The 25,153-nt window shown below is 28.9% G+C and carries 26 protein-coding genes; 10 read left to right on the top strand and 16 right to left on the bottom strand.

Translation table 11 applies throughout. The features are described 5' to 3' along the window. Positions 1–16: 16 nt before the first annotated feature. From LPB03_RS15000 to LPB03_RS14990, 3 genes are all read right to left on the bottom strand, one after another. Positions 17–973 (bottom strand): electron transfer flavoprotein subunit alpha/FixB family protein, encoded by a 957-nt coding sequence (locus LPB03_RS15000; protein ID WP_065320312.1) that lies wholly within the window; start codon positions 971–973, stop codon positions 17–19. Between the two features lie 166 nt (positions 974–1,139). Then, complete coding sequence (locus tag LPB03_RS14995) at positions 1,140–1,886, bottom strand: electron transfer flavoprotein subunit beta/FixA family protein (RefSeq protein WP_065320313.1); 747 nt, start codon at positions 1,884–1,886, stop codon at positions 1,140–1,142. A 145-nt stretch (positions 1,887–2,031) separates the two neighbouring features. After that, complete coding sequence (locus LPB03_RS14990) at positions 2,032–2,943, bottom strand: bacteriocin-associated integral membrane family protein (protein ID WP_139059001.1); 912 nt, start codon at positions 2,941–2,943, stop codon at positions 2,032–2,034. A 326-nt stretch (positions 2,944–3,269) separates the two neighbouring features. Here LPB03_RS14990 and LPB03_RS14985 point away from each other — a divergent pair, with 326 nt between their 5' ends. From LPB03_RS14985 to LPB03_RS14955, 7 genes are all read left to right on the top strand, one after another. Next, on the top strand, positions 3,270–4,253 hold the full coding sequence (locus LPB03_RS14985) for a pyruvate dehydrogenase complex E1 component subunit beta (protein WP_026775343.1): 984 nt from the start codon (positions 3,270–3,272) through the stop codon (positions 4,251–4,253). Between the two features lie 180 nt (positions 4,254–4,433). Next, a complete protein-coding gene (locus LPB03_RS14980; RefSeq protein ID WP_065320315.1) occupies positions 4,434–4,961 on the top strand; it encodes an inorganic diphosphatase in 528 nt (175 codons plus the stop codon). A gap of 117 nt (positions 4,962–5,078) precedes the next feature. Next, positions 5,079–7,364 (top strand): sodium-translocating pyrophosphatase, encoded by a 2,286-nt coding sequence (locus tag LPB03_RS14975; RefSeq protein WP_065320316.1) that lies wholly within the window; start codon positions 5,079–5,081, stop codon positions 7,362–7,364. A 246-nt stretch (positions 7,365–7,610) separates the two neighbouring features. Further along, the gene (locus LPB03_RS14970; RefSeq protein ID WP_065320317.1) at positions 7,611–9,509 is read left to right on the top strand and encodes a DUF4365 domain-containing protein; all 1,899 of its coding nucleotides are present in this window, start codon (positions 7,611–7,613) and stop codon (positions 9,507–9,509) included. Between the two features lie 161 nt (positions 9,510–9,670). Further along, positions 9,671–9,946, top strand: coding sequence for a hypothetical protein (locus tag LPB03_RS14965; RefSeq protein WP_065320318.1), 276 nt, complete (start codon positions 9,671–9,673; stop codon positions 9,944–9,946). A gap of 302 nt (positions 9,947–10,248) precedes the next feature. Next, positions 10,249–10,968 carry a 3-ketoacyl-ACP reductase gene (locus LPB03_RS14960; RefSeq protein WP_065320319.1) on the top strand — a complete coding sequence of 240 codons (720 nt, stop codon included), beginning with the start codon at positions 10,249–10,251 and terminating at the stop codon, positions 10,966–10,968. A gap of 226 nt (positions 10,969–11,194) precedes the next feature. Further along, complete coding sequence (locus LPB03_RS14955) at positions 11,195–12,196, top strand: App1 family protein phosphatidate phosphatase (RefSeq protein WP_065320320.1); 1,002 nt, start codon at positions 11,195–11,197, stop codon at positions 12,194–12,196. A 51-nt stretch (positions 12,197–12,247) separates the two neighbouring features. Here LPB03_RS14955 and LPB03_RS14950 read toward each other — a convergent pair whose 3' ends face one another. The 3 genes from LPB03_RS14950 to LPB03_RS14940 form a co-directional block, all read right to left on the bottom strand. Continuing rightward, positions 12,248–12,409, bottom strand: a complete 162-nt coding sequence (locus LPB03_RS14950) for a DUF1328 domain-containing protein (protein ID WP_026775348.1) — start codon at positions 12,407–12,409, stop codon at positions 12,248–12,250. A 188-nt stretch (positions 12,410–12,597) separates the two neighbouring features. Next, the gene (locus LPB03_RS14945; protein ID WP_065320321.1) at positions 12,598–13,047 is read right to left on the bottom strand and encodes a ferritin-like domain-containing protein; all 450 of its coding nucleotides are present in this window, start codon (positions 13,045–13,047) and stop codon (positions 12,598–12,600) included. Between the two features lie 137 nt (positions 13,048–13,184). Beyond that, the gene (locus tag LPB03_RS14940; protein ID WP_065320322.1) at positions 13,185–14,288 is read right to left on the bottom strand and encodes a DNA topoisomerase IB; all 1,104 of its coding nucleotides are present in this window, start codon (positions 14,286–14,288) and stop codon (positions 13,185–13,187) included. Positions 14,289–14,514: 226 nt separating this feature from the next. Between LPB03_RS14940 and LPB03_RS14935 the strand changes: the two genes are divergently transcribed. Next, on the top strand, positions 14,515–15,540 hold the full coding sequence (locus LPB03_RS14935) for a helix-turn-helix transcriptional regulator (protein ID WP_065320323.1): 1,026 nt from the start codon (positions 14,515–14,517) through the stop codon (positions 15,538–15,540). 94 nt (positions 15,541–15,634) lie between these two features. On the opposite strand, the gene LPB03_RS14930 is transcribed toward LPB03_RS14935, so the two are convergent. The 10 genes from LPB03_RS14930 to LPB03_RS14885 all read right to left on the bottom strand — a co-directional run bounded on the left by LPB03_RS14930 (position 15,635) and on the right by LPB03_RS14885 (position 23,130). After that, positions 15,635–15,835, bottom strand: a complete 201-nt coding sequence (locus tag LPB03_RS14930) for a hypothetical protein (RefSeq protein WP_065320324.1) — start codon at positions 15,833–15,835, stop codon at positions 15,635–15,637. After that, entirely contained in the window at positions 15,832–16,191 is a 360-nt protein-coding gene (locus tag LPB03_RS14925; RefSeq protein WP_065320325.1) for a hypothetical protein, read from the bottom strand. The genes LPB03_RS14930 and LPB03_RS14925 overlap by 4 nt, the downstream gene beginning before the upstream one ends. 3 nt (positions 16,192–16,194) lie before the next feature. Beyond that, on the bottom strand, positions 16,195–16,554 hold the full coding sequence (locus LPB03_RS14920) for a YtxH domain-containing protein (protein WP_065320326.1): 360 nt from the start codon (positions 16,552–16,554) through the stop codon (positions 16,195–16,197). Positions 16,555–16,665: 111 nt separating this feature from the next. Then, a complete protein-coding gene (locus LPB03_RS14915) occupies positions 16,666–17,511 on the bottom strand; it encodes a 5-oxoprolinase subunit C family protein (RefSeq protein ID WP_065320327.1) in 846 nt (281 codons plus the stop codon). Further along, positions 17,504–18,235, bottom strand: a complete 732-nt coding sequence (gene pxpB / locus LPB03_RS14910) for a 5-oxoprolinase subunit PxpB (protein WP_065320328.1) — start codon at positions 18,233–18,235, stop codon at positions 17,504–17,506. The genes LPB03_RS14915 and pxpB overlap by 8 nt, the downstream gene beginning before the upstream one ends. Beyond that, positions 18,228–18,965 carry a 5-oxoprolinase subunit PxpA gene (gene pxpA, locus LPB03_RS14905; RefSeq protein ID WP_065320533.1) on the bottom strand — a complete coding sequence of 246 codons (738 nt, stop codon included), beginning with the start codon at positions 18,963–18,965 and terminating at the stop codon, positions 18,228–18,230. The genes pxpB and pxpA overlap by 8 nt, the downstream gene beginning before the upstream one ends. 201 nt (positions 18,966–19,166) lie before the next feature. After that, the gene (locus LPB03_RS14900) at positions 19,167–20,393 is read right to left on the bottom strand and encodes an Nramp family divalent metal transporter (protein ID WP_065320329.1); all 1,227 of its coding nucleotides are present in this window, start codon (positions 20,391–20,393) and stop codon (positions 19,167–19,169) included. Beyond that, on the bottom strand, positions 20,393–20,953 hold the full coding sequence (locus LPB03_RS14895) for a hypothetical protein (RefSeq protein WP_139059003.1): 561 nt from the start codon (positions 20,951–20,953) through the stop codon (positions 20,393–20,395). The genes LPB03_RS14900 and LPB03_RS14895 overlap by 1 nt, the downstream gene beginning before the upstream one ends. Positions 20,954–21,053: 100 nt before the next feature. Further along, positions 21,054–22,664: a phosphoenolpyruvate carboxykinase (ATP) gene (gene pckA, locus LPB03_RS14890; protein WP_065320534.1), complete on the bottom strand. Its 1,611-nt coding sequence runs from the start codon at positions 22,662–22,664 to the stop codon at positions 21,054–21,056. 85 nt (positions 22,665–22,749) lie between these two features. Further along, positions 22,750–23,130, bottom strand: a complete 381-nt coding sequence (locus tag LPB03_RS14885) for a DUF423 domain-containing protein (protein WP_065320535.1) — start codon at positions 23,128–23,130, stop codon at positions 22,750–22,752. Between the two features lie 72 nt (positions 23,131–23,202). Between LPB03_RS14885 and LPB03_RS14880 the strand changes: the two genes are divergently transcribed. Beyond that, positions 23,203–24,570, top strand: a complete 1,368-nt coding sequence (locus tag LPB03_RS14880; RefSeq protein ID WP_065320331.1) for a saccharopine dehydrogenase family protein — start codon at positions 23,203–23,205, stop codon at positions 24,568–24,570. A gap of 150 nt (positions 24,571–24,720) precedes the next feature. Beyond that, positions 24,721–25,152, top strand: coding sequence for a hypothetical protein (locus LPB03_RS14875; RefSeq protein ID WP_065320332.1), 432 nt, complete (start codon positions 24,721–24,723; stop codon positions 25,150–25,152). Position 25,153: the final 1 nt, after the last annotated feature.

The following is a 25,153-nucleotide window of genomic DNA, read 5'->3' as shown; positions in this document are numbered from 1 at the left end:
TATATTTGAATTTGAATTAAGCTTGTTTAAATGCTTTTAGCTTCTCTATTAATTTTGGTACAACTTCAAAAGCATCACCTACAATACCATAATCTGCAGCCTTAAAGAAAGGCGCTTCTGGGTCTGTGTTAATAACTACTTTTACTTTACTTGCATTAATACCTGCTAAATGCTGGATTGCTCCAGAAATTCCGATAGCAATATATAAATTAGAGGCAACAGGTTTTCCTGTTTGACCAACATGCTCTCCATGAGGTCTCCAACCTAAATCTGAAACTGGTTTAGAACAAGCAGTTGCAGCACCTAAAACGTCTGCCAACTCTTCAATCATTCCCCAATTTTCTGGTCCTTTTAAACCTCTACCTGCAGAAACTACAATTTCTGCATCTGCAATGGTTACTTGCCCTGTAACTTTATCTATTTTTTCTGATTTTACTCCAGATTCTGCAATCGAAGCTTCAAAAGTTTCTGTTGTTCCAGAAACTGCATTCTCATGAACTCCATAAGAATTTTTAGCAACTCCAATTATTTTTTTATCCGTAGAAATTACAGTATTACTAAATCCTTTGTTCGAGAAAGCTTTTCTTTTTACTGTAAAAGGACTCGTTGAACTTGGTAAAGCTACAACATTGGATGCGTAACCAGCATCTAAAGCAACCGCTAATAATGGTGCAACATGTAAAACATCTATACTAGAACCTAAAACGATCACTGATGAACCTTCTGCATCTGCAACTTGTTTTAATACTGAAGCATATTCTTTTGCATTAAAAATTGATAAAGAATCATTTTTTACGGAAACAACTTTTTCTGCTCCATACGTATATAATTCTTCTGTACTATTTGCATCTATGGTTACAACAACTACGTTACTTCCTAATTGTTCTGCTACTTTTTTTCCGTAAGAAACTACTTCAAAAGCACTTTTCTTAAATTTTCCTTCTGTGGAATCTGCAAAAACTAAAACTGACATATTTTATATTGTTTAATTGTTAAACTGTTTAATTGTTGAACTGTTTGCACAATTACACTTTCAAACAATTTTACATTATTTTTATTTTATTGAAAACTTTAATCGTGAAATTGTTAAGTTGTAACTAAACAGTTACACAATTAAACGCTTAAACATTTACACCTTTTTATATTACTTTCGCTTCATTATGTAATAAGTCAATTAACTCATCTACATTATCTGCATCTATTAATTTAACGGTTCCTTTTGGTGCTGGTTTTTCAAAAGATGTTATTGATGTTGCATTTTCTGCAGCAACAGGTTCAACCACATTTAAAGGTTTTTTACGAGCCATCATAATTCCACGCATGTTAGGAATACGTAAATCTTTTTCTTCTACAATTCCTTTTTGACCTCCAATAACTAAAGGTAAAGATGTACTTAACGTTTCGTTTCCACCATCAATTTCTCTAATAGCTGTTACAGAAGTTCCATCAACCTCTAAATCTATACAACCATTTACAAAGTTAAAATCTATTAAAGAAGATAACATTCCAGGAACCATAGCTCCATTATAATCGATAGATTCTCTTCCAGCCAACACTAAATCATACCCTCCGTTTTTTACAACTTCTGCTAATTGTTTTGCAACAGACAAGCCATCTACTGCTTCCATATTTACACGAATTGCATCATCTGCTCCAATCGCTAAAGCTTTACGTAAAGTAGGCTCTGTTGATGCATTTCCAACATTTACAACAGTTACAGTTGCTCCTTGTTTTTCCTTAAACCACATAGCTCTTGTAAGGCTAAATTCATCATAAGGATTTATTACAAACTGTACTCCATTCGTATCAAACTTTGTATCGTTTTCGGTAAAATTAATTTTTGAAGTGGTATCAGGAACGTGACTAATACAAACCAATATTTTCATAATTCTGTTTTTTAAGCTTTATTGATTACAAAGTTACACCTTTTTTTAAAAAAATACTATGCACGCATAGTATTTTTTATTTATTTAACAATTTGCGAAAACGATTGAGAAATTATTTACAGAAAAAATTATCAAACTTATAAAACTATTCCATCTTAAATTTTTCAGAGTAATAAAAGAAGATGATAGGGATTATCATCCCTAAGTATGTTATATCAAATAAGTTACCATGTAAATTATTATAAAACCCTTCTTCCATCCAATTTAAAATAAATGTTACAATAATCAAGACCGAAATTATATAGAATGAAAACCGAAATACATCAACACTTTCTTTAACCCTAAATGAGAATAAAAAAGGAATTAATAAAGATGCTATAATTAAAGGTTTTGGAGCAAATGCTGTTTGATGATTAAACGGATTATGTTCTTTTATAGTAACATAACTTGGCAAATCAATTAATACAATAGAAGCTATTAATAATAAAAATACCAATAACCAAAAAATAAATTTTGTTTTAGATTTTAGATTTAAAATATAAAATTTAGAAAACAAAAATAATGTTAAAGGTATTACTACAATTCCTCTAGTTAAAACAAAAAGCGCAGTAAAAAATGCTAACAAAATGCTTTTTTTAAAAATATTATTTTTAAAATTTGATGACCATAATGATATAAATAAAAGCACTAAAAATATATTACTCATTAAATCACTCTTTCCTATTATTTCAAAAAGATAAGCTGGAGATGATACTAGAAAAAAAAGAAGAGCTATTTTATTGCTTTTTTCTATTTTTAAATAAAAAACAAATAACATTAAAATAAGAAAAATGAAGGGCTGCAACAAGCCAACATTACCCATTAAATAAAAAGGCAAACCAATAAAAAATAAACCAGGCAAATTAGAAGATGTTTGCCCCAAGTGATCTAATTCAGCGTAAGGATATTTTCCATTTAAGATACTTTCTATTGTTACATGCATTGCAGACCACCTATCTGTATTTAATGTTGTACCATCAATATAAAAATTTATGATACAAAATACACAGAAGATCATAAAACTCAAAATTAGAAAATTATAATTTTTTAAGTTATTTATGAATCTATATTTTTTGTAAATGAGAAAAAAACCACCAAAAGTTAAACCAAAATAAAGTATAAAGACTAATGCAACTGGCATAAAATAATACTTTGTACTATATTTTAATACAAATAGTGAGTTTATAAATAAGTAGACAATAAAAAAAACTTTATGTTTATATTTAAAAAAAGATAATTCATTCATAACAAGCAAAAGTCATTTAATTTGCAATAAAAGTACCCCTTTTTTATTCATAATTTCATTACTTTTGTCCAACTTAAATAAATAATAATTTAAATTCAATGAAAACAGTTCAATTCAGAGAAGCAATTTGCGAAGCAATGAGCGAAGAAATGCGTAGAGACGAAAGCATTTATTTAATGGGTGAAGAAGTTGCAGAATATAATGGAGCTTACAAAGCCAGCAAAGGAATGCTAGATGAATTTGGCGAAAAAAGAGTTATTGATACTCCTATTGCTGAATTAGGTTTTGCAGGGATTGCTATTGGTTCTGCTATGAATGGCAACAGACCAATTGTAGAGTATATGACCTTTAACTTCTCTTTAGTTGGTATTGATCAAATTATAAATAACGCTGCAAAGATTAGACAAATGTCTGGTGGTCAATTCAATTGCCCAATTGTTTTTAGAGGTCCAACAGCTTCTGCAGGTCAATTAGGTGCAACACACTCACAAGCTTTTGAAAACTGGTTTGCAAACACACCAGGTTTAAAAGTAATTGTACCATCAAATCCTTATGATGCAAAAGGTTTGTTAAAAGCTGCAATTAGAGATGATGATCCAGTTATTTTTATGGAATCTGAGCAAATGTATGGTGATAAAATGGAAATTCCTGAAGGAGAATACATTATACCTATTGGAGTTGCAGACATTAAAAGAGAAGGTACAGACGTTACTGTAGTATCTTTTGGAAAAATTATAAAAGAAGCTTACAAAGCTGCTGAAGAATTAGAAAAAGAAGGTATTTCTATAGAAATTATCGATTTAAGAACGGTAAGACCTATGGATCATGATGCCATCTTAAAATCAGTAAAGAAAACAAATAGATTAGTAATTTTAGAAGAAGCTTGGCCTTTTGGAAATGTTTCAACAGAAATTACCTATAGAATTCAAGAAGAAGCATTCGATTATTTAGATGCACCAATTAAAAGAATAAATACTGCAGATACTCCTGCTCCATATTCTCCTGTTTTATTTGAGAAGTGGATTCCTAATGCAAGCGATGTTGTAAAAGCAGTAAAAGAAGTGATGTATATTAAAAGCTAAAAATCCTTTTTTTATTTTCATATAAAAATCCTTTTTGATTCATTTCAAAGAGGATTTTATGTTTTAAGCAACTTTCTCTTCTAAATTTAACAAAAGTCGAAAACCTTTGCGTAAAATATTCTTTTAAAAACTCAATAATTCAGTATTTTTGCAAAACTATAGAAAATATAAATATTAATTATGAGCGATAAAAAAGTAATAACTTTTGATGTTTTAATAGAAATACCTAAAGGAAGTAGAAATAAATACGAATACGATTTTGATTTACACAAAATCCGTTTTGATAGAATGTTATTCTCTTCTATGATGTACCCTGGAGATTATGGTTTTATTCCTGAAACTTTAGCTTTAGATGATGATCCTTTAGATGTTTTAGTATTAGGTCATGAACCAACTTTCCCAATGTGTGTTAGCGAAGTAAAACCAATTGGAGTTTTCCACATGACAGATGAAAAAGGCCCAGATGAAAAAATTATTTGTGTACCTGTTTCTGACCCTATTTGGACTAATAACAATGACATTTCTGACTTAAATCCTCATAGATTAAAAGAAATTGAGCACTTTTTTAAAGTTTACAAAGATTTAGAAAAGAAAAAAGTTGATGTTGGTGGTTGGGGAAATGCAGAAGAGGCTATTAATATTTTTCATGAGTCTGTAAAAAGATACCAAGAAAGTGATTATAAAAAGACTGATAAATTCAAGATATAATAAAATTTACAGCACTATTTTATCAACCTCTTAAAATTAAACCTTTTAAGAGGTTTTTTTTTATTCTGATTTTCATACTTTAGCATCCGTTTTAAACTAATCAAATTAATAATATTTATGGAATCAATGATGATTTACATGCCAATTGTAATGGCAGTTTTAGGCTTAATCTATATGTGGGTTAAGAAATCTTGGGTAATGAAACAAGATGCAGGAGATGGTAAAATGAAAGAAATTTCAGATTATATTTACGAAGGTGCACTCGCATTTTTAAGTGCTGAATATAAACTACTTGCCATTTTTGTGATAATCGTAAGTGTTGCTTTAGCAGCTGTATCTTTTATAGTACCAACAACTCACTGGCTAATTGTAATCGCTTTTATTTTTGGAGCTGTTTTTTCTGCTTTCGCAGGAAATATAGGAATGAAAATTGCCACAAAAACCAATGTTAGAACTACACAAGCTGCCAAAACAAGTTTACCAAATGCTTTAAAAGTATCTTTTGGAGGTGGAACTGTAATGGGTCTTGGAGTTGCTGGTTTGGCTGTTTTAGGGTTAACAATATTTTTTATTATATTTTACAACTACTTTATGGATGGTGCAGAAGGTGTTTTTTCTGTTGATAAAATGACGATTGTTCTTGAAACCTTAGCTGGTTTTTCTTTAGGAGCAGAATCTATTGCTTTATTTGCTAGAGTTGGTGGAGGAATCTACACAAAAGCAGCAGATGTTGGTGCAGATTTAGTGGGTAAAGTAGAGGCTGGTATTCCTGAAGATGACCCAAGAAATCCTGCTACAATTGCAGATAATGTGGGTGATAATGTAGGTGATGTTGCAGGAATGGGAGCAGATTTATTTGGTTCTTATGTTGCCACAGTTTTGGCTGCCATGGTTTTAGGAAACTATATTATTAAAGATATGGGAGGTGCTATTGATGATGCTTTTGGCGGAATTGGTCCTATTTTATTACCAATGTCTATTGCTGGAGTTGGAATCATTATTTCTATTATTGGAACTTTACTAGTAAAAATTAGCGATAATAGTGCTAAAGAAAATCAAGTAATGAGCGCTTTAAATAAAGGAAACTGGACTTCTATTATTTTAGTTGCAGGAGCTTGTCTTGGCTTAGTAACTTGGATGTTGCCAGAAACCATGCAAATGGAATTCTTTGGAGAAGGTTTACAAGAAATCTCTTCAATGAGAGTATTTTATGCAACTTTAGTAGGTTTAGTAGTTGGAGCAGTAATTTCTTCTGTAACTGAATATTATACAGGTTTAGGGAAATCTCCAATTTTAAAAATAGTTCAACAATCATCAACTGGAGCAGGAACCAACATTATTGCTGGTTTAGCAACTGGTATGATTTCTACTTTTCCATCAGTATTATTATTTGCTGGGGCAATTTGGGCTTCTTATGCTTTTGCAGGTTTTTATGGAGTTGCTTTAGCAGCTTCTGCAATGATGGCTACAACTGCTATGCAGTTAGCAATTGATGCTTTTGGACCTATTGCAGATAACGCAGGTGGTATTGCAGAAATGAGCGAACAAGAACCAATTGTTAGAGAACGTACAGATATTTTAGATGCTGTTGGAAACACAACTGCTGCAACTGGTAAAGGTTTTGCAATTGCTTCTGCAGCATTAACATCCTTAGCACTTTTTGCTGCTTATGTTACTTTTACAGGTATTGACGGAATTAACATTTTTAAAGCGCCAGTTTTAGCAATGCTTTTTGTTGGTGGAATGGTTCCTGTTGTATTTTCTGCTTTAGCAATGAACGCTGTTGGAAAAGCAGCCATGGAAATGGTACAAGAGGTTAGAAGACAATTTAGAGATATTCCTGGAATTATGGAAGGAACAGGGAAACCTGAATATGACAAATGTGTCGCAATTTCTACGGAAGCTTCTTTAAAAGAAATGATGTTACCTGGCTTATTAACCATTGGTTTTCCTTTAATAATTGCTTTTGTTCCAATGATTTTTGGAATGGATCATTTAGCAATTGCAGAAATGTTAGGTGGTTATATGGCTGGTGTTACTGTATCTGGAGTTCTTTGGGCTATTTTCCAAAATAATGCTGGTGGAGCTTGGGACAATGCAAAAAAATCTTTCGAAGCTGGTGTAGAGATTGATGGAGTAATGACGTATAAAGGTTCTGAAGCGCATAAAGCTGCTGTAACTGGAGATACTGTTGGAGATCCTTTTAAAGATACTTCTGGCCCATCTATGAATATTTTAATTAAACTTACTTGTTTAATTGGTTTGGTAATTGCACCAATTTTAGGTGGACATGCAGATGCAGAAACTGCCAAAACAGATGAAACTAAAAAAGAAATTAAAGTTGCTGTTAAAAAAGTGGACAACACATTAGCTGCAAAAACAAAAGTAGTTACTTTGAAATAGTAAGTTTTACTTTTTAAAAATGATAACCTATTAAGCTGATAACTTAATAGGTTTTTTTTGGTTTTTAGAGTACGTTTAAAATAGTTCATTGATTTATAAAATTGTTATATTTACAGAATAACAGTAATATATATAGTATCATATCATGTTAATTTTACAGGATATGCGTAATAAAAGTTATTATATAACGAGCTGTAAACAATTTAAGCATAGTAACAATAATTAACATTTATCAGATAAAAAATATTGAGAAGTCGGACACACATACTAGAAGAAGAGAGTTTATTTGAACTTAAAAGAACACTTCCGAATGAATGGGTTATTCGAGAAAAACCTAAAGATTATGGAATTGATCTAGAGATTGAAATTTTCACTTCTAAAGGAGAATATACAGGTATAGTATTTTGGGTTCAATTAAAAGCGACAGATAGTGAGAAGTTAAAAGACCATAAATCTATAAGAATGCCTATTGCTAAAATAAGACAACTAGCATCTTATGATTTACCAGTAGCTCTTTTTAGATATAATTCAAATAGTAGAACTTTTTATTTTGATTGGATTAAGCGTCACGCTTACCTTTCTTCTAGTTCTGAAAAGAAAAGTTTTAACATTGAGTTTCAAGATTATCATTTATGGTCTAAAGACTCAACTTGTCAAATAATTTCATTTCTAAAAAGTAAAATTAGATTTAGCAATAATTCATTTTCTTTTCCAATTAAAGGTTTTTTAAATAACATCAATGCACCTGATAAAACTGTTAGAAAATTATCCTCAAAAATTTCAAAAAATATTGCATTAATTGAAATCACAAGAGATAGAAACTTGGCTAATATTGAAATAAACTTATTAGAAAACCGAATTGTTTTAAACCTTTCTGGTTCTTTTGGAGGTTCAATTGGGTATAAAAAAGGAGACCTAGACAATGAGGAACTAATATTTAAAGCCTTTAAAAGTTGCTTAATACTTATAGTATTTCAAACAGACAAAGATGTTGAGTTATTCAAATTCATAAATGACCACGAACTTCTGCATGAAGTAATCAATCATCCTGGAATGTTGGACTATTTAATGCCAAAATTAATAGCAAGTGAAAGTGGTAATCATTTTACAAAAGAAGTAGTTGAACACGTCTTTAAATCTGGCAATTCAATATCGGCTACAATAATCCAAACTATTATATTCCTATCAAGTAGAAATGTTATTTCTAAAGAGAGAGTTGAATCATATTTTAACCAAATAATAGATATTGGTTTAGAATTAGAAAATTATACTTCATTAGCTACTTCTTATTATAATTTCGGAGGATATTATAGAGGTATAAAACTGTATGATAAAGCATTACATTACTACAATAAAGCTTATAAAACAGAAAATAATTACTTGAAAAAAGGATATTTCTGTCGTGAATTAGGAGGGATTTTATTTGAACTAGATTTTTTCAGATTAAGTGCAAAACTCTATAAAAAAGCAAATGTATTAGAACCTGAAAATGTTTTTCTTTTAGCGACAATTGGTGACGCAGAATTCTATTCGGGAAATTATGAAAAAGCTTTAAATTATTTTGATGATTTTTTAGTTAAAAACGCTTATCAAAAACACGACAAATACGAATTTTCTTTAAAGTTTACAATCTGTAAAGCATTGATTGAGATTATAGAAACAAAGGCTCAAAAAAGAAATCCAAAGAAACTATTAGGAATTTTAAAAAATATTGATAAGAAACAACTGCACAATTCAGATAAACTTGATGAGTTAATTAAAATTGATGCTCTTAATCCAATTATTTGGAGTTATTATTCAACGCTATTCTTGAAAAGTGAAGATTTAACTATGCTTTTTTTATCTTCTTTAATGCAAGCTGTATTAGTAAGATTTGATTCAAAAATATGGTCATATGTATCAATATTAACGACATATGAAGGTTCACCTTTAGGTTTGTTAAATGATATCGTGAATACTGCATATTTCTATTGTAGAGAAGAATTTCTTTCAGATTTACAAGATATGATTGAATTAGAAGAGTATGATGATTTCAAAGGAGAGAAATTTATTAATTATGTCGAGGAACTAATAAAAACACCTAAAGAATACCCAATGGAATTGAGATTTTGGGAAGAAGATGATGTTAAAATAATTGAATTATAAAAAAAACTTAAGCCGTATAAAATTAATTGCTGGTTCTAGCCTACTTACAAAAGTCCTCTTGGACTTTTTATATCTATGTTTTATTTGCTAAATTAGGTGGTTAAACCACGCAACAAACCAGATACAAAAACGTTGCCAACAATTTAAAATCACTCAACACTATGAACTTTGACGATATAAAAAACTCATTAAATAATCCTGAATTTAAAATTGACATAGCTACTTTTCTATTAGAATTAAAAGCTGATTCTCTTATGAATAGCTACAAATTAGATTCAATACTAAAAAGACAAATTGAAATATTAGAATTGCAAAAAGGAAAAACAGGGCAAGAACTTGAAAATGCTGTAGAATCCGAGATTGAAATGTTAGATGACAAGTATTCTGAATGGTTAAAAAACGACCTGATTGACGTTGTGAACGGTTATGACATTTAACAATTACATCGTCGATTTATTTTTTGAAATCTCAAGTTTCCTAATTTTTGAATATAAAATTTATAATCAGATAAAAAAACTGGCAACAACATCCATACAAAATAAATATAATTTAGAACATTTCATTAAAATCTAAATTAAAACTTCATTATTTTTAGTATAAATATCAAACAACGATTTAACAATTAAATAAGATTATAAAACATCAAATAAGGTAAATAAATTATCAGATTAGTTTAATTTTGAGCTGTAGCCATAATTCAGGGCTAGACATTTAAATAAAACTAATTATAAAAAATAATATGACAAAATTGAAAAATAAAAAAGCAATCATTACTGGAGGAGGAAGAGGACTTGGAAAAGCAACTGCTATTGCTTTTGCAAAAGAAGGAATTGACATTGCTATAACAGGTAGAAATGAAGCTGTGCTAAAAGAAACAGTTGCTGAACTAGAAGCGTTTGGAGTAAAAGCTATCTATTCAGTATTTGATGTAGGTGATTATGAAGCTGTTAAAAACAGTATTAAAAGCATTGTAAATGAACTGGGTTCTGTCGATATTTTAGTAAATAATGCAGGAATTGCAGCTTTTGGTACTCTAAATGAAATGAAAGTTGAAAAATGGAGTCAAATAATTCAAACCAATGTTATGGGTATGTATTATGTGACTAAAGAAGTTTTACCTTACTTAATAAATCAAAATGAAGGTGAAATTATTAATGTTTCATCTACAGCTGGATTAAGTGGAAATGCGAGTACTTCTGCCTATTCAGCATCAAAATTTGCAGTTATTGGAATGTCTGAATCTTTAATGAAAGAGGTTCGAAAAAACAATATTAGAGTGTGCACATTAACACCAAGCACCATTGCTTCTGACATGTCTGTTGATTTAGGTATTGCTGATAAAGATTCTCAAGAAAGTGTTTTACAACCTGAAGATTTTGCAGAATTAATAGTAGCTGGATTAAAACTACCAAGAAGAGCAATGCTTAAAAGTGCCTCTTTATGGTCTACAAATCCTTAATTTATATAAAAATCTAAACTTTTAAATCGTTTTAAAAACATTAATACATAAGTTGATTATTCTTTATCTTTTGAGGTTCTTTAAAACAGTTGAATAGTATTGCATACATATATTCATCAACCTTAAAAATTAAGTTTAGAAAAAAATTAAATTCATAATAAAATTTCAAAAATCACATTTTTATGTGATTTTTTTATGCTTTATATTTACATTTAAAATAAAAAGAATGTCAATTTTCACAAACGATCCTTTGCAAATTATAGTGTTCCAAAGTTATGGAACTAACAACCATTTTTATGCAAGAGGAAGAGCTTTAGAAGATGAAAACATCAACTTAGAAAGTAATAATTTTTTTAGATTGCTTATAAATACTTGGAAACGTTTTGAAAGTGATGAAATTAAAAACACGTCGTTAACAATTACCTTTCCTAACAACTTTACAATTACAACAAAAACAGATGAAAATGGTTATTTTGTGGTTGATGAAAAAATTGAAGGTTTAAGTGATTTAGCAAACAGCGAAGGTTGGTTGCATTTTACTGTTTCTTTCACAAACGAACATGTGGGTAGAAAAATAAACCTTAAAAATAAATTTCCTGGAGAACTTTTAATTCCAAAACAAACTGCAGAGTTTGGTGTTGCAAGCGATATTGATGACACTATTTTACACACAGGTGTTATCTCAAAATTGAAATGGAAATTATTAATAAACACATTTTTTAGAGCGCCATTTAAGAGAAAAGCGTTAAAAGGTTCGTCTGATTTTTATAGTTTGTTGCATTTGGGAAAATCAGGTAAAAATGCCAATCCAATTTTTTATGTAAGCCATAGTCCTTGGAATTTATACAGATATTTAGAATATTTTTTAAAGAAAAATAGCTTTCCAAAAGGCGCTATTTTATTAAGAACTTTAAAAAATATGATGCATAAAAACAAGGCTGAAAAACCTCAAAAGCAAAAAGAAATCATCAACATTTTAAAAACATACCCTAATTTACCTTTAATATTAATTGGTGATGCAGGAGAACATGATGCTGATATTTATATGGAAATTGTAAAAAATCATCCAGAGAGAATAAAAGCTATTTTTTTAAGAAGCGTTAAAAGTGAAAGAAGAATTTTACGAATTAAAAACCTAATTGAAAATTATACAGAAGTTCCGTTTTTTATTGTTGACTCCAGTGAAGAAGCTATACAAATTGCTAAAGAACATCACTTTATTGCATAAAAAAACTACCTAAATAAAAATTTAGGTAGTTTTTTTTATTTGTTATTATTTTTATACTTTTCTTCTTCCTGTAATTAAAGAGATTACAAATAAAACTATAAATATAAAAAATACAATTTTAGCAATACCTGCTGCTGCTCCTGCAATTCCTCCGAATCCTAAAACTCCAGCTATTAATGCGATTATTACAAATATGATTGTCCAACGTAACATAATTATTTATTTTAAGGTTAGTATATAAAATAGTTTGGTAACTATTTCTTCTTATACAAAGATAAAGGACTAACAGCCTTCGGTTTAACTCTTTTGAAATTCGTTTTAACTCAAACAAATTCATTTTAATTCAAAAAAAAGAGGTTGCCTCTTCAGACAACCTCTACCAATCAACCAAACTAAAATCTTTAGTGAATATTCTCTAAAGACTTAATGTTTTGTAAGCCATTTTCAATTTTATTTTTTTGAGAGACTAAAATATCTCTTGTAGAAGATGGCAAACTTGTATCATTTATAATTTCTTGATACTCTTCAACTGCCGCTTTTTCTCCTCTAATAGCTTCTTCTAACATAGATTCTTCGCTATCTAAAGACAAAAAACCCTTAATATCCATCCAAGCTCTGTGTGCAGATCCAGTAATACTTCCACCTTTATCAATTTCTTGATTAAATGCTCTAATTTCTGTTTTTAATTCATGTCCAAAACTATATCTTTCTTCAGCTTTTGTGTTAAAGTAATTTTTTAAAGCTACGTTTTCTACATTTTCTGCTGCTTTTTTAAAACCTTTTTCAGCATCGTACGTTTTTTCTAATAAATCATTTAATTTCTTTCCTACTTGTTCTGAGTATGTATTCATAATTTTTTCTTTTTTAGTGAGCGTTCGTTTTTTTATTTAGATGTTAAACGCATTACATCTCTTTTTTTCATAACTAATTCTTACACTACAAAGATATTTAGATAGTAGGTTTCTAATTGATGCAGAACATTTGTTCTTTAACTCATTTCAATGTTTTTTAGCATCATTTCTGGCTTATAATTCTCAAATAATGACAACATGCTTTTTTCTGATGCTGAAAAATATTTATCTTCCTTTTTATTCTGCAATGTTGTATCAAAATACTTTTTTATGGATCCAGATTTGTAAGTATCTATAATTTCTGGATGTATATAATATTTTCTAGAAACATTTCTTGTGTTTCCTAAACCTTTTGCTGCTTCATCTATTGCTGAAATTACATTTTTTTTGTTTTTAGTTTCATCCTCTTCAATACCAAAATCAAGTAATTTATTAAAACAAATAAAGGATGCAGACCAAGTTCTAAAATCTTTTGCTGTAAATAATTCTCCACAAATATCATGTAGATAATCGTTTACTAAACTGCTATCTACTTTTCTTTTTACTCCATCAACATCATAATATTGAAACAAATTCCAACCAGGAATTTCCTGACATTGATTTACAAGTTTTACCAGTTTTTTATTTTTAAGAGTAACTTTATGTTCTTTCCCTTTTTTACCTACAAATTCAAAACGAATTTTATTTTCATCCTTTGTAATATGTCTACTTCTTAACGTTGTTAAGCCATATGTTTTATTTCTTTTTGCATATTGTTGGTTGCCAATTCTTATATGAGTTTCTTCTAATAATTTTACAATAAGTGCTAACACCTTGTTTAAAGTCCACTCTTTTTGTTTTAAATCGATGTCTACTTGTTTTCTAATTTTAGGTAGGTTTTTTCCAAAATCTACCATTTTAAAAAACTTGGTTTTATTTCTGATAGCATTCCAATTTAAATGATATTTATATTGCTTTCTACCTTTTGCATCTCTGCCAATTGCTTGTAGATGTCCGTTTTCTAAATCAGAAATTCTTACATTTTTCCACATTGGTGGTACTACTAATTGATTAATTCTTTTTAATATATTTTCATCAGAAATAAGAATATTTTCTTTTTTATACTTGAATTTATCACCTTTTTTAACTCTTTTAATAGTTAAATCATAATCGTTTACATATACAAGATTAAAATAATCTATACATGCTTCTGGTTTTGTTAAAACATCTTTAACTGTTATGGTATCTGTAATTTTTATCATTTTATAGAATGGCTTTTATCTTTAAATATGCTTATATAATTTGATTTAAAAATTTAAAAACGCTAAAAAAAAATTCGTAAACCGTGTATAAAAATAATCGTAAACTACAATGTAAATGAACTCAATTCAATTAATTGTTATTCTATTTAAGACTTTTTCCTATTTTAACTACCTTTACAAAACTTGCTATAGCTACTACTAGTAATTATTTAACATTGTAAATTGTATGATACATATTGAGATTATTGCTGACAGCCCAAAAGATTTTATAGAACAACTGCAAGATGCAATTGGTGGAGAAACTACAGAAAGATGGAGCGAATTTGTTTTAAAGATAAATAACGAAAATGGTATTGGTAGTATTCGTTTTATTCCTTTTGATTGGGGTGTAAATTTGCTTGATTTTGATATTAAATTTCATAAAGAAATCACTTTACACATTAAAGCAAATGATCAATTTAATCCTATTCGTTTTATTTACCCAACTGTAGGGAACATTAAACATAAATTTGGTATTCATGAAAAAGAAAAAGAGGTAAACCAATTTCAATCCTTAATCTTTACCAATAAAACTGATGGTTTTAATGAAATTATTTTTCCTAAAAACGAAAAATTAGAAATTAATGTTATTGAAATTGTTAGAAAACAATTTTTAAAGAAACGAACCACAAACGTATCTACCTTAAATAAAAAATTATACGAAGTTTTTGTAGATACAGATCATGACAATAGGTTTGCCAATTATGGAATTATGAATCTTAGAATGGCAGATTTAATTAACAAACTTCATAAAATTAAAGCGAAAGGAATGCTTAGAATCTTAAAGATTGAAGCAAAAATTTACGAAATTTTATCCATGCATATTCAGCAACATAACAGACTTTTAGAAGGCGATAATTTGCCTGAATCTATGAATAAAAGCGAGTTAAAAATTGTTAGGAAAGTTGCAAATGCTATTTTAAAAACACCTGCAAAAGAATATTCCTTAGATCAACTTTCCTTTAAATCTGGCTTAACACAGGCAAAATTACAAGAAGGTTTTAAATTTTTATATAACAGAACTGTTACAGAATATATAAGGCATGTTCGTTTAGAATCTGCTAGAGATATGCTTAAAAATACAGATTTAAACATCTCTCAAATTGTGTATAGTATTGGTTTTAGTAGTAGAAGTTATTTCTCTAAAATTTTTAAAGAAAAATATAATATCACTCCAAATCAATTTAAAAAAAAACTTAGAATAGTCGCATAAAAAAGCCTTGATGTTTTAAGAACACCAAGGCTTCCAATCAACCAACTATTATAATATTATTTTTACGTAATCTTAATTTTTAAGTTGTTTTATTTTATTTAAACATTTTTTTCAATAGTACTAAAACACCATATTTACTTGCAAATTTTGCCACGCTAGCAAGTATGCTTAAGGGCTTTAAACTATCTTGAAAATCACTTTTCACTAATTTTAATTCCTCTAAACCTATTTGTTTTTCTAAGCTTAATCTTTTTAAATCGGCTTCAATTTGTTCAAAACTTTCGTATGCTCTCATATATTTTTATTTTTGAAAAATTTAACTGACAAACTTTTAATTATCTTTTTATCAATAGTTTTTCTCACTAAAAACGTAATTAGCCCAAGTAAAACATAAATACCACCAACTGACAAAAGACCTAAAGTAATACTTTCGAAATAATCTCCTAATTCAATAGCCAAGGCTACTGACATAAAAAGAATACCTATCGTTAACAAACCTCCAATTAAAACCAATTTAGTAACTGTACTTATAGAAGATGTAGTTATTAAAAAGGTTTTGAGTTTTGCATAACTTATAGAATCTTTTACGTACTTTTTACCAATATCGGTTGCACTATCAGAAGACTTGTTTATAGAATCGTAGAAACTCATAAATTATACAGTTTGTGTAAAAGGTTCATTTTTTAAATCTGCACCTTTATTTTTCTGTAAATTCTTGTTTTTTTCTTTTAAATCATGTAATTTTTTCTCTAAAGTAGAAATTACGTCATCTGCTTTATAACTAACGTTAGACATTACACTTTCTAATTGCGTTTCTAAACTCTCTTTTTGAGTGCTATAAGTAGATGAAATTTGATCTTTTAATTCTGAAGCTGTTTCCATTGCTTTGTCTTTAGCAATTAAAGCCTCTTCTCTTAATTTTTTTCTAGTATTTTCACCTTTATCTGGTGCATATAAAATTCCTAAAATTCCTCCTATTGCTCCTCCTAATAATAAATTTGATAAACTACTCATTTTATATTGTTTTTAATGGTTAAATTTAATTTCTATCTCTTTTCTTGAAAGATACTACAAATATACAGCATAACTAAAGTGATACTTAACTCAAAAAAAACAAATTTTAACTCAAATCGCATTAAAGCTAATTTTTTGATTTGTAGATTTTTGCGCCAATCTACTAATTGAAAACTCAGTAAGTTGTAAAACTCTTGGATAACCACCTGTTACTTGGCAATCTCTCATTAAAATAATTAATTTTCCTGATTGAGTTAGTTGAACAGTTCCTGGCAAAACTGCTGAAGTTAAGATTTGAGGCAAATTATTGATGAAAAGTTCATTCAACCTTACACCCATTCTATTATTATCATTAGAGATTGTAAAAATCTCAGTCGTTAATTTTTCTTGCTGATGTTCGTTTAACATTTCAAATTCTGGTCCTTTAAAACAATCTAACCTTATAGTATTAAAATGATTTTGATCTATTTTTATTAAAGATTTAGTTGATGAAAAAGGTTCTTTATGCTCTTTAAAAGATAGTACATCTCCTTTTTCAACAATACTTTTTTGAGTTATATTTTGATAAAAACTGCTACTTTGTAGTTTTAAATCCGATAAGAAACCACCTTTTACAGCTACATAACAACGAACGCCAAAGTTTACCTTTCCAAAAGATAGAATGTCATTTTCAAAAACTTGAATTCTTGAATTTAATACAATAGGTTTCTCATTAATCATTGGCGAGAAATCTCCACCAGAAATACAAATTATGGTACTTTTTAAAAACTGAAGTTTACAGCTTCCTAAAGTGATTTCTAAAACTGCAGCTTGTAGATAATTATTTAAAATACTATTTGCCAAATCAGCAGAATATGCATCCATAACACCAGAAACAGGAACTCCAAGATTCGCAAAACCAACTCTACCTTTATCTTGAATTGTTGTAAAAAAACCAGCTTTTAAAACTTTAAGCATGTTGTAAAGTTTTTATAAGTTGATATTTTTCTTCTTTTATTTCTTTTTCAAGTTGATAAAACTCATCCAAAGAAATAGGGTTGAATTTTATAAAATCGCCAGCTTTTGCAAAACAAGGATTTGGTGTATTAACATCAAAAAAGTTAATCGGAGTTTTACCAATAACATTCCAACCACCAGCAGAATTTTGTGGATACACACCTGTTTGCTTGCCTCCTATTGCCACTGAACCTTTTGCTACATGCAATCTCGGATTTGGTTTTCTATCAAAAAACAATTGCTCATTTAAACCTCCTAAATATAAAAATCCTGGTAAAAAACCAACGAAGAAAACTTTGTAGATAGTTTCAGAATGGTTTTTTATAATTTCATCAATTTCTAAACTTGATTTTTTTGACAGATCTTGTAAGTCAATTCCAAATTCTAAATCGTAACAAACAGGAATTTCCCATAAAAAATAATCTTGTTTTGCTATTTTTAAAGTTGATGAATAAACCGATTTTAAAAGTGCAACTTCTTCACAAAAATTTTCAATAAATTTCTTATAAATAATTGTCAGTGAGTTATAACCTTGAATTAAATCGATATAATTTATTTTTTTATTAGCTTTAATTTTTTCTACAAATAGTAAAATATCATTTAGAATTTCATCATCAATAATAGCTTGCCATTCTACAAGAATCGCCTTTTCTCCAAATTGTTTATATGTTGGTTTTTTATTCAATTTTAAAACCTTCTTTTTCTAAATTTTGATATACATATTTTACAATTTCAACTGCATTCTTAGTATCTCCATGAACACAAAAAGTATCTACTTTTATCTTTTTTTCGGAACCTGAAATTGTTTTTACTTGATTGTTTCTAATCATATATAAAACATGATTTAAAACGGCTGTTTCATCTACTAACAAAGCATTTTTATGCGTTCTAGAAACTAACGATAAATCATTATTATAATTTCGATCAGCAAAAGCTTCATATTTAATTTTGATGTTATTTTTTAAAGCAACTTTTTCAATAACAGAGTTATAAGGAACATATAAAAACGCATCTTTCAAATAATTTCGAATCGATTCTATAAATAAATCTGCGAGTTTTTCATCCACAGCAATTGTGTTATACAAAGCTCCATGAGGTTTTATATGATGTAGTTTTCCATCAAAAAAAGACAATCTTTCTAAAAATAAATCCAATTGATTTTGAATGCTTTTTTTCAATTCATCATCAGAAATTTGCAGCAACTTTCTACCAAAATTTTCTGTATCAGGAAAAGATGGATGTGCACCAATTTTTACGTTATTTTCTATCGCTAATTTTATAGTTTCATCAATAGAATTTGTATCACCAAAATGGCCTCCACAAGCAATATTGCAAGATGAAATGAAAGGAATTAATAAATGCTCATTTCCAACTCCTTCTCCTACATCACAATTAATATCGATACTTTTTATCATTGTTTTACTAATAATTTTTAACTTCTGTTTGGGTTTGCCACGAATAATTATTTGCCACGAATTCACGAATGTCATTTTTAAACCTAAAAATAATTTCACAAATTAAAATTCCATTGAAATTCATTAAATTTAGTGATATTATTTTACTCACAAGAGTGTTTTTTAATTCGTGAATTCGCGGTAACTTTTTTTTAAAAAAATCTAAAGCAAACCAAAAACTTTCATAATCCCTTTTGCGCCTAAAAATATAGAAATTGCTAAAATTACAAACCCGAAAATATTTTGTGTTTTTGTGTTTACAAAAGTTCCTAAAACATTCTTTTTATTCATAATCCACAATAAAATTCCTGCAATAATTGGTAAAAGCATTCCATTTGCCACTTGCGCAAATTTTATAATTTCTATCGGTTTTATTCCTATTGATGAAAAAATAACCCCTAAAAGTAAAATAATCATCCAAACCATTTTAAAAGATTTCGATTGCATATTTCCTTTTAAACCCAAGCAACCTTGTGCAACATAAGCTGCTGCTAAAGGTGCTGTAATTGCAGAGGTAATTCCTGCTGCAAACAGTCCTAAAGCTAAAAAGTATTTGGCAAATTCGCCATATAAAGGTGCTAAACCTTTTGCTAAATCTGCTACATTTAAAATATCTTTTGATGGAATTGAAGCTGCTGAAATAATAATTGCCATAGAAACCATTCCTCCTAAAATTATTGAAATAATCGTATCTGTTTTAGCGAGCGAGACATCTTCTTTATTCTTCCATCTTTCTTTTACTAAAGACGCATGTAAAAACAAATTGTAAGGCACAACAGTTGTACCAATTAAACCAATAACTGTCAATAAACTTTTCTCTGGAAATTTAGGAACAAACATTCCTTTTAAAACTTCCAAAATATTCGGTTGCGTAATAACTGCAGTAATTACAAAAGAAAAACTCATCAACAAAACCAAGGTGACCAAAGCTTTTTCAATAAATTTATAATTGCCAATATATAAAAGCACAAAAGCAATTACACCAATAATTAAACTCATAAAATTGATGGAAAGACCACCAATAACAAAATTAAATTCGCCAAAAATGGTTTCTAATCCTAAAATTCCTCCACTAATATTTCCAGCTTCATAAGAAGCATTTCCTACCACAATTGCAGCTAAAATTAATAGCGTTATAAAGTGTTTTAAAAACGGAATTTTAATTTCTTCTCTAATAACTTCGGATAATCCTTTTTGAGAAATAATGCCCAATCTTGCAGCCATTTCTTGCAAAACAATAGTTGCAATTATAGAAAGCAACATTGCCCACAACAAATTGAAACCAAAATTGACACCAGCCAACGTACAAATTGTTACAGTTCCTGGACCAATAAAAGCTGCAGCCACTAAAGTTCCTGGGCCAATATTTTTGAAGTATTTTTTTATCATTATTCCCAAACTAGTTTATCAGTTGCTCTTAATTTTGATTTTTTAAATATTATTTTTTTCAACCTTAGATTTTTATTGATTATTGAATCAATTTCTTCTGATTGATCCGTACTTGATTTGTTTTTAATTTTCATAGAGTCTAAAAATTTAAGTTGATAATTCTCAAATACATAATTCATTATTAACCCTTCACTAGAGCCTAATCTTCGATATATAAGTAATTTATTTTTTATCGAATCAAAATAAGTGGTTAAAGGATGCATAAATAACTCTTCAGAACACTTTTCAAAAGAACCATTGGATTTTTGAAAATATATTTTCCAATTTCCTCCTGCATTTCCCCAATCTCCACTTTGATAACCAGAGATTAATAAATCATTTAAACCATCGCTATTTAAGTCAAGGATACTTCTAAATAAATTTTCATTATCTGGCTCAAAAATTCGATTCTTTGTTATGGAAATATAATCTTCGATACTTTCAATTAAAAATTGTTTTTCTTGTTGCGCAGAAACTTTATCAAATAAAGTGATAAATAGAAAGACTAAAATTAATTTCATTTTTTTTATTTTCTCAAACTTTCCAATAAATATACTTTTAAAAAACAAAAAACACCTCAAAATTGAGGTGTTTTCTAAAATATAATATCGAATTTATTTTCTAATACGCATATCTTTGAGGTCCTCCTCTACGAATTTCTTCGTTTGCAAATTCCTCAAATTGTTTAAAATTATGTCTAAAAGCATTCGATAATTTAAATGCAGTTTCATAATAAGCATCATCATTATTCCAAGTAGATCTTGGACTTAGCAATTCTGTTGGCACTCCAGGGCAAAATCTTGGTTGTGCAACTCCAAAAACCGAATGAATATGATAGTTTTCGTACGTATAATCTGACAATTCTCCATTTAAAACAGCAGTAATCATTGCTCTGGTATATTTTAAGGGCATTCTTCTACCCACACCATATTGACCTCCAGACCAACCTGTGTTTACGAGCCATACATTAACACCAGCATCTTTCATTTTTTTACTTAACATTTCTGCATATTTTGTAGGATGTAAAGGCATAAATGGCGCACCAAAACACGCTGAAAAATTAGGAGTAGGTTCTGTAACTCCGGCTTCTGTTCCTGCTACTTTTGCTGTGTAACCAGATATAAAATGATAGGCAGCTTGTGCTGGAGTTAATTTAGATATTGGAGGCAAAACTCCAAAAGCATCTGCAGTTAAAAAGAAAATATTCTTCGGATTTTTACCAATTGATGGTTCCTGTATATTGTCTATATGATAAATTGGGTAACTAACTCTTGTATTTTGAGTGATAGAAGTGTCAGCAAAATCGACAACTCCCTTATCATCCATCACAACATTCTCTAAAATTGCACCTTTTTTAATCGCTGCAAAAATTTCTGGTTCTTGTTCTTGAGATAAGTTAATCACTTTTGCATAACAACCACCTTCAAAATTAAAAACGGTGTTTTCTGCTGTCCATCCATGTTCATCATCACCAATTAAACTTCTGTTTGGATCTGTAGAAAGTGTAGTTTTTCCTGTTCCAGATAAGCCAAAGAAAATTGCTGTATCTCCAGCTGCACCAACGTTTGCAGAACAATGCATTGGTAAGGTATTTTTATAGACTGGTAAAATAAAATTTAAGGCAGAAAAAATTCCTTTTTTAATTTCTCCTGTATATCCTGTACCCCCAATTAAAGCTATTTTTTTAGTAAAATTTAAAATTGCAAAATTATGTTGGCGAGTTCCATCTTGCTCAGCATCAGCCATAAAACCTGGTGCATTAATTACAGTCCATTCAGGAGAAAAATCTTTTAACTCTTCTTCTGTTGGTCGTAAAAACATATTGTAAGCAAACATATTGCTCCAAGGATATTCGTTTACAACTCTAATATTTAATTTGTAATTTTTGTCTGCACAAGCATAACTATCTCTTACAAAAATTTCTTTTTCTGATAAATAATCGACAACTTTATTATACAATTTATCAAATTTATCTTCTTCAAAAGGTAAATTAATTTTACTCCACCAAACTTTATCTTCTGTAATACTGTCTTTTACAATAAAACGATCCATAGGAGAGCGTCCTGTAAATTCACCTGTATTTACTGCAATTGCTCCTAAAGAAGATTCTACTCCTTGTTCTTTTTGAAGTGTTTCTTGGTGTAATTCGTTAGAAGTTAACTGATAACGAACTGTGGCATTTTTGATTCCTAGACTATTTAACGAAATCGATTTCGTATTTGTATCTACCATATCAATATTTTTAGTTTTTTTATAAGCTACAAAACTAATCAATATTTTAAAAACGACCTTATTTTTATTTATTTTTTATAATTTTTTATTTCTGTTTGTACTTTTTTACAAAAATTATAAGCATTGAAATCCAGCCAATTATAAAGAAAAAACCACCTAAAGGCGTTACAAACCAAATAGATTTTGCAGTAATGGGAGTTAATTGAATTGCATAAATTGAGCCAGAAAATAAAAGAATTCCCAACATAAAAAGATAGCTAATTATATCTTTTTGCTTGATAGAAAATCCCTCATAAATATTCACAAATAATAAAATAATTGCATGAAACATTTGATAACGAACAGCCGTTTCAAAACTCAATAATTGATCTGATGTTAAACTTTCTTTTAAAGCGTGTGCACCAAAAGCACCCAAAATAACTGCTGACAATCCTAAAAAACAAGTAATAATTAAATTTTTAAACATTATGAAAGGTTTTTGTTTAATTTTAAACAAATTTAGTATCTTCGTTCAAACACAAAAATACAGCTTTCTTTTATGAAAAACATATTGATTATTGGTGCAGGGAAATCGAGTTCGTCTTTGATTAAATTTTTAATAGACAAATCTGATGCAGAAAATTTACGAATACTTATTGGAGATTTATCAACCAAAAATGCAACTAAAATCATCAACAATCATAAAAATGCCAAAGCTATTATTTTTGATGTTTTTAATGAACAGCAACGTGAAACAGAAATTGAAAAATCAGATCTTGTAATTTCGATGTTACCAGCAAGATTTCACTTAGAAGTTGCTAAGAGTTGTATCAAATTTAAAAAACATTTGGTTACTGCTTCTTACATTTCTAAAGAGATAAAAGCGCTTGATAAAGCTGCCAAAGAAAATGGTTTAGTCTTTATGAATGAAATTGGTTTAGACCCAGGTTTAGATCACATGAGTGCCATGCAAATATTGGATAGGATCAGAGAAAAAAATGCCAAAATGTTGCTTTTTGAATCTTTTTGCGGTGGTTTAGTTGCGCCTGAAAGTGATACCAATCTTTGGAATTACAAATTTACATGGAACCCAAGAAATGTTGTTTTGGCAGGCCAAGGAGGAGCTGCAATGTTTATTCAAGAGAGTACTTATAAGTACATTCCATATCATAAATTATTCAGAAGAACCGAATTTTTAAAGGTTGATAATCAAAAATTTGAAGCATACGCAAATAGAGATTCTTTAAAATATAGAAGCGTTTATGGTTTGGATGAAATTCCGACAATGTACAGAGGAACCATTAGAAAAGTCGGTTTTTCTAGAGCTTGGAATATTTTTGTACAATTAGGAATGACAGACGATTCTTACACTATAGAGAATTCCGAAAACATGAGTTATAGAGATTTTGTAAACTTGTTTTTAGCTTATTCACCATCAGATTCTGTAGAGCTGAAACTACGCTCCTATTTAAAAATAGACCAAGATGATATTATGTGGGAAAAACTAATTGAACTCGATCTTTTTAATCCGAAGAAAAAAATAGAAATCTCGAATGCAACTCCTGCTCAAGCCCTTCAAAAAATATTAGAAGATTCTTGGACGCTGCAAGAAAACGACAAGGATATGATTGTAATGCAACATCTTTTTGGTTTTGAAATTGATGGAAAAAAACATCAAATTGAAAGTAGTTTAATTGTTGAAGGCGAAAACCAAACTTATACAGCAATGGCTAAAACAGTAGGTTTACCAATGGCAATTGCAGCTTTAAATATTTTAAATGGCAGAATTAAAACGCCAGGAGTTCAAATACCTATTTCTAAAGAAGTCTATGAACCTATTTTAAATGAATTAGAGAACTATGGAATAAAATTCACAGAAAAAGAAGTTCCTTATTTGGGTTATAATCCGAATCATGTAATTGGTTAAAACTATTTTTTATTATCTTAGTTAAAGCAAAGAACTTTTTAACTTAAAAAATATAAATAGCTACTCAATTAAAGTTGGTATAATCAAAAATTAAACCTTCTCGATTTTTAGTTGCCTTTTATGTTATAATGAAATTTTACTAAATTGTTTATGAAAAATCTAATACAGATATCAAGCATATTAATTATATTATTTATTACTTCTTGCACTCCTAATGAAACAATTGAAGAAATAGAAGTAACAGAAGAAATTACTCCAAAAAATGTAGAAATAATATTAACAACCACACAACCTAATTTTGATGAAGTTGTGCTTTCTTATTACGATTTTGATGATGAAAGTTGGAATTATGGCCCAAGACAGTTTGTATATGATGCCAATGGAAATCCAGAGCCAATAATTATTTCCCTACCAGATTATAAATATAAAACTATTGAAGGTAATGCATACCGTAAAAATAATTGGCCTTCTAGCTTAAAAGTTCAGATTTTTATAGATGATATTCTAGTGAAAGAAGATGAAGTTTTTGGAACTAATTTAGTGTACGCTCAAGTTTTTTTCGATTATACAATTGAGGAATAAA

It is taken from the genome of Polaribacter vadi (genome assembly GCF_001761365.1).
GTDB lineage: Bacteria > Bacteroidota > Bacteroidia > Flavobacteriales > Flavobacteriaceae > Polaribacter > Polaribacter vadi.
The sequence above is the reverse complement of the archived record's forward strand: the minus strand, read 5'-3'. Positions and strand labels throughout refer to the sequence as shown.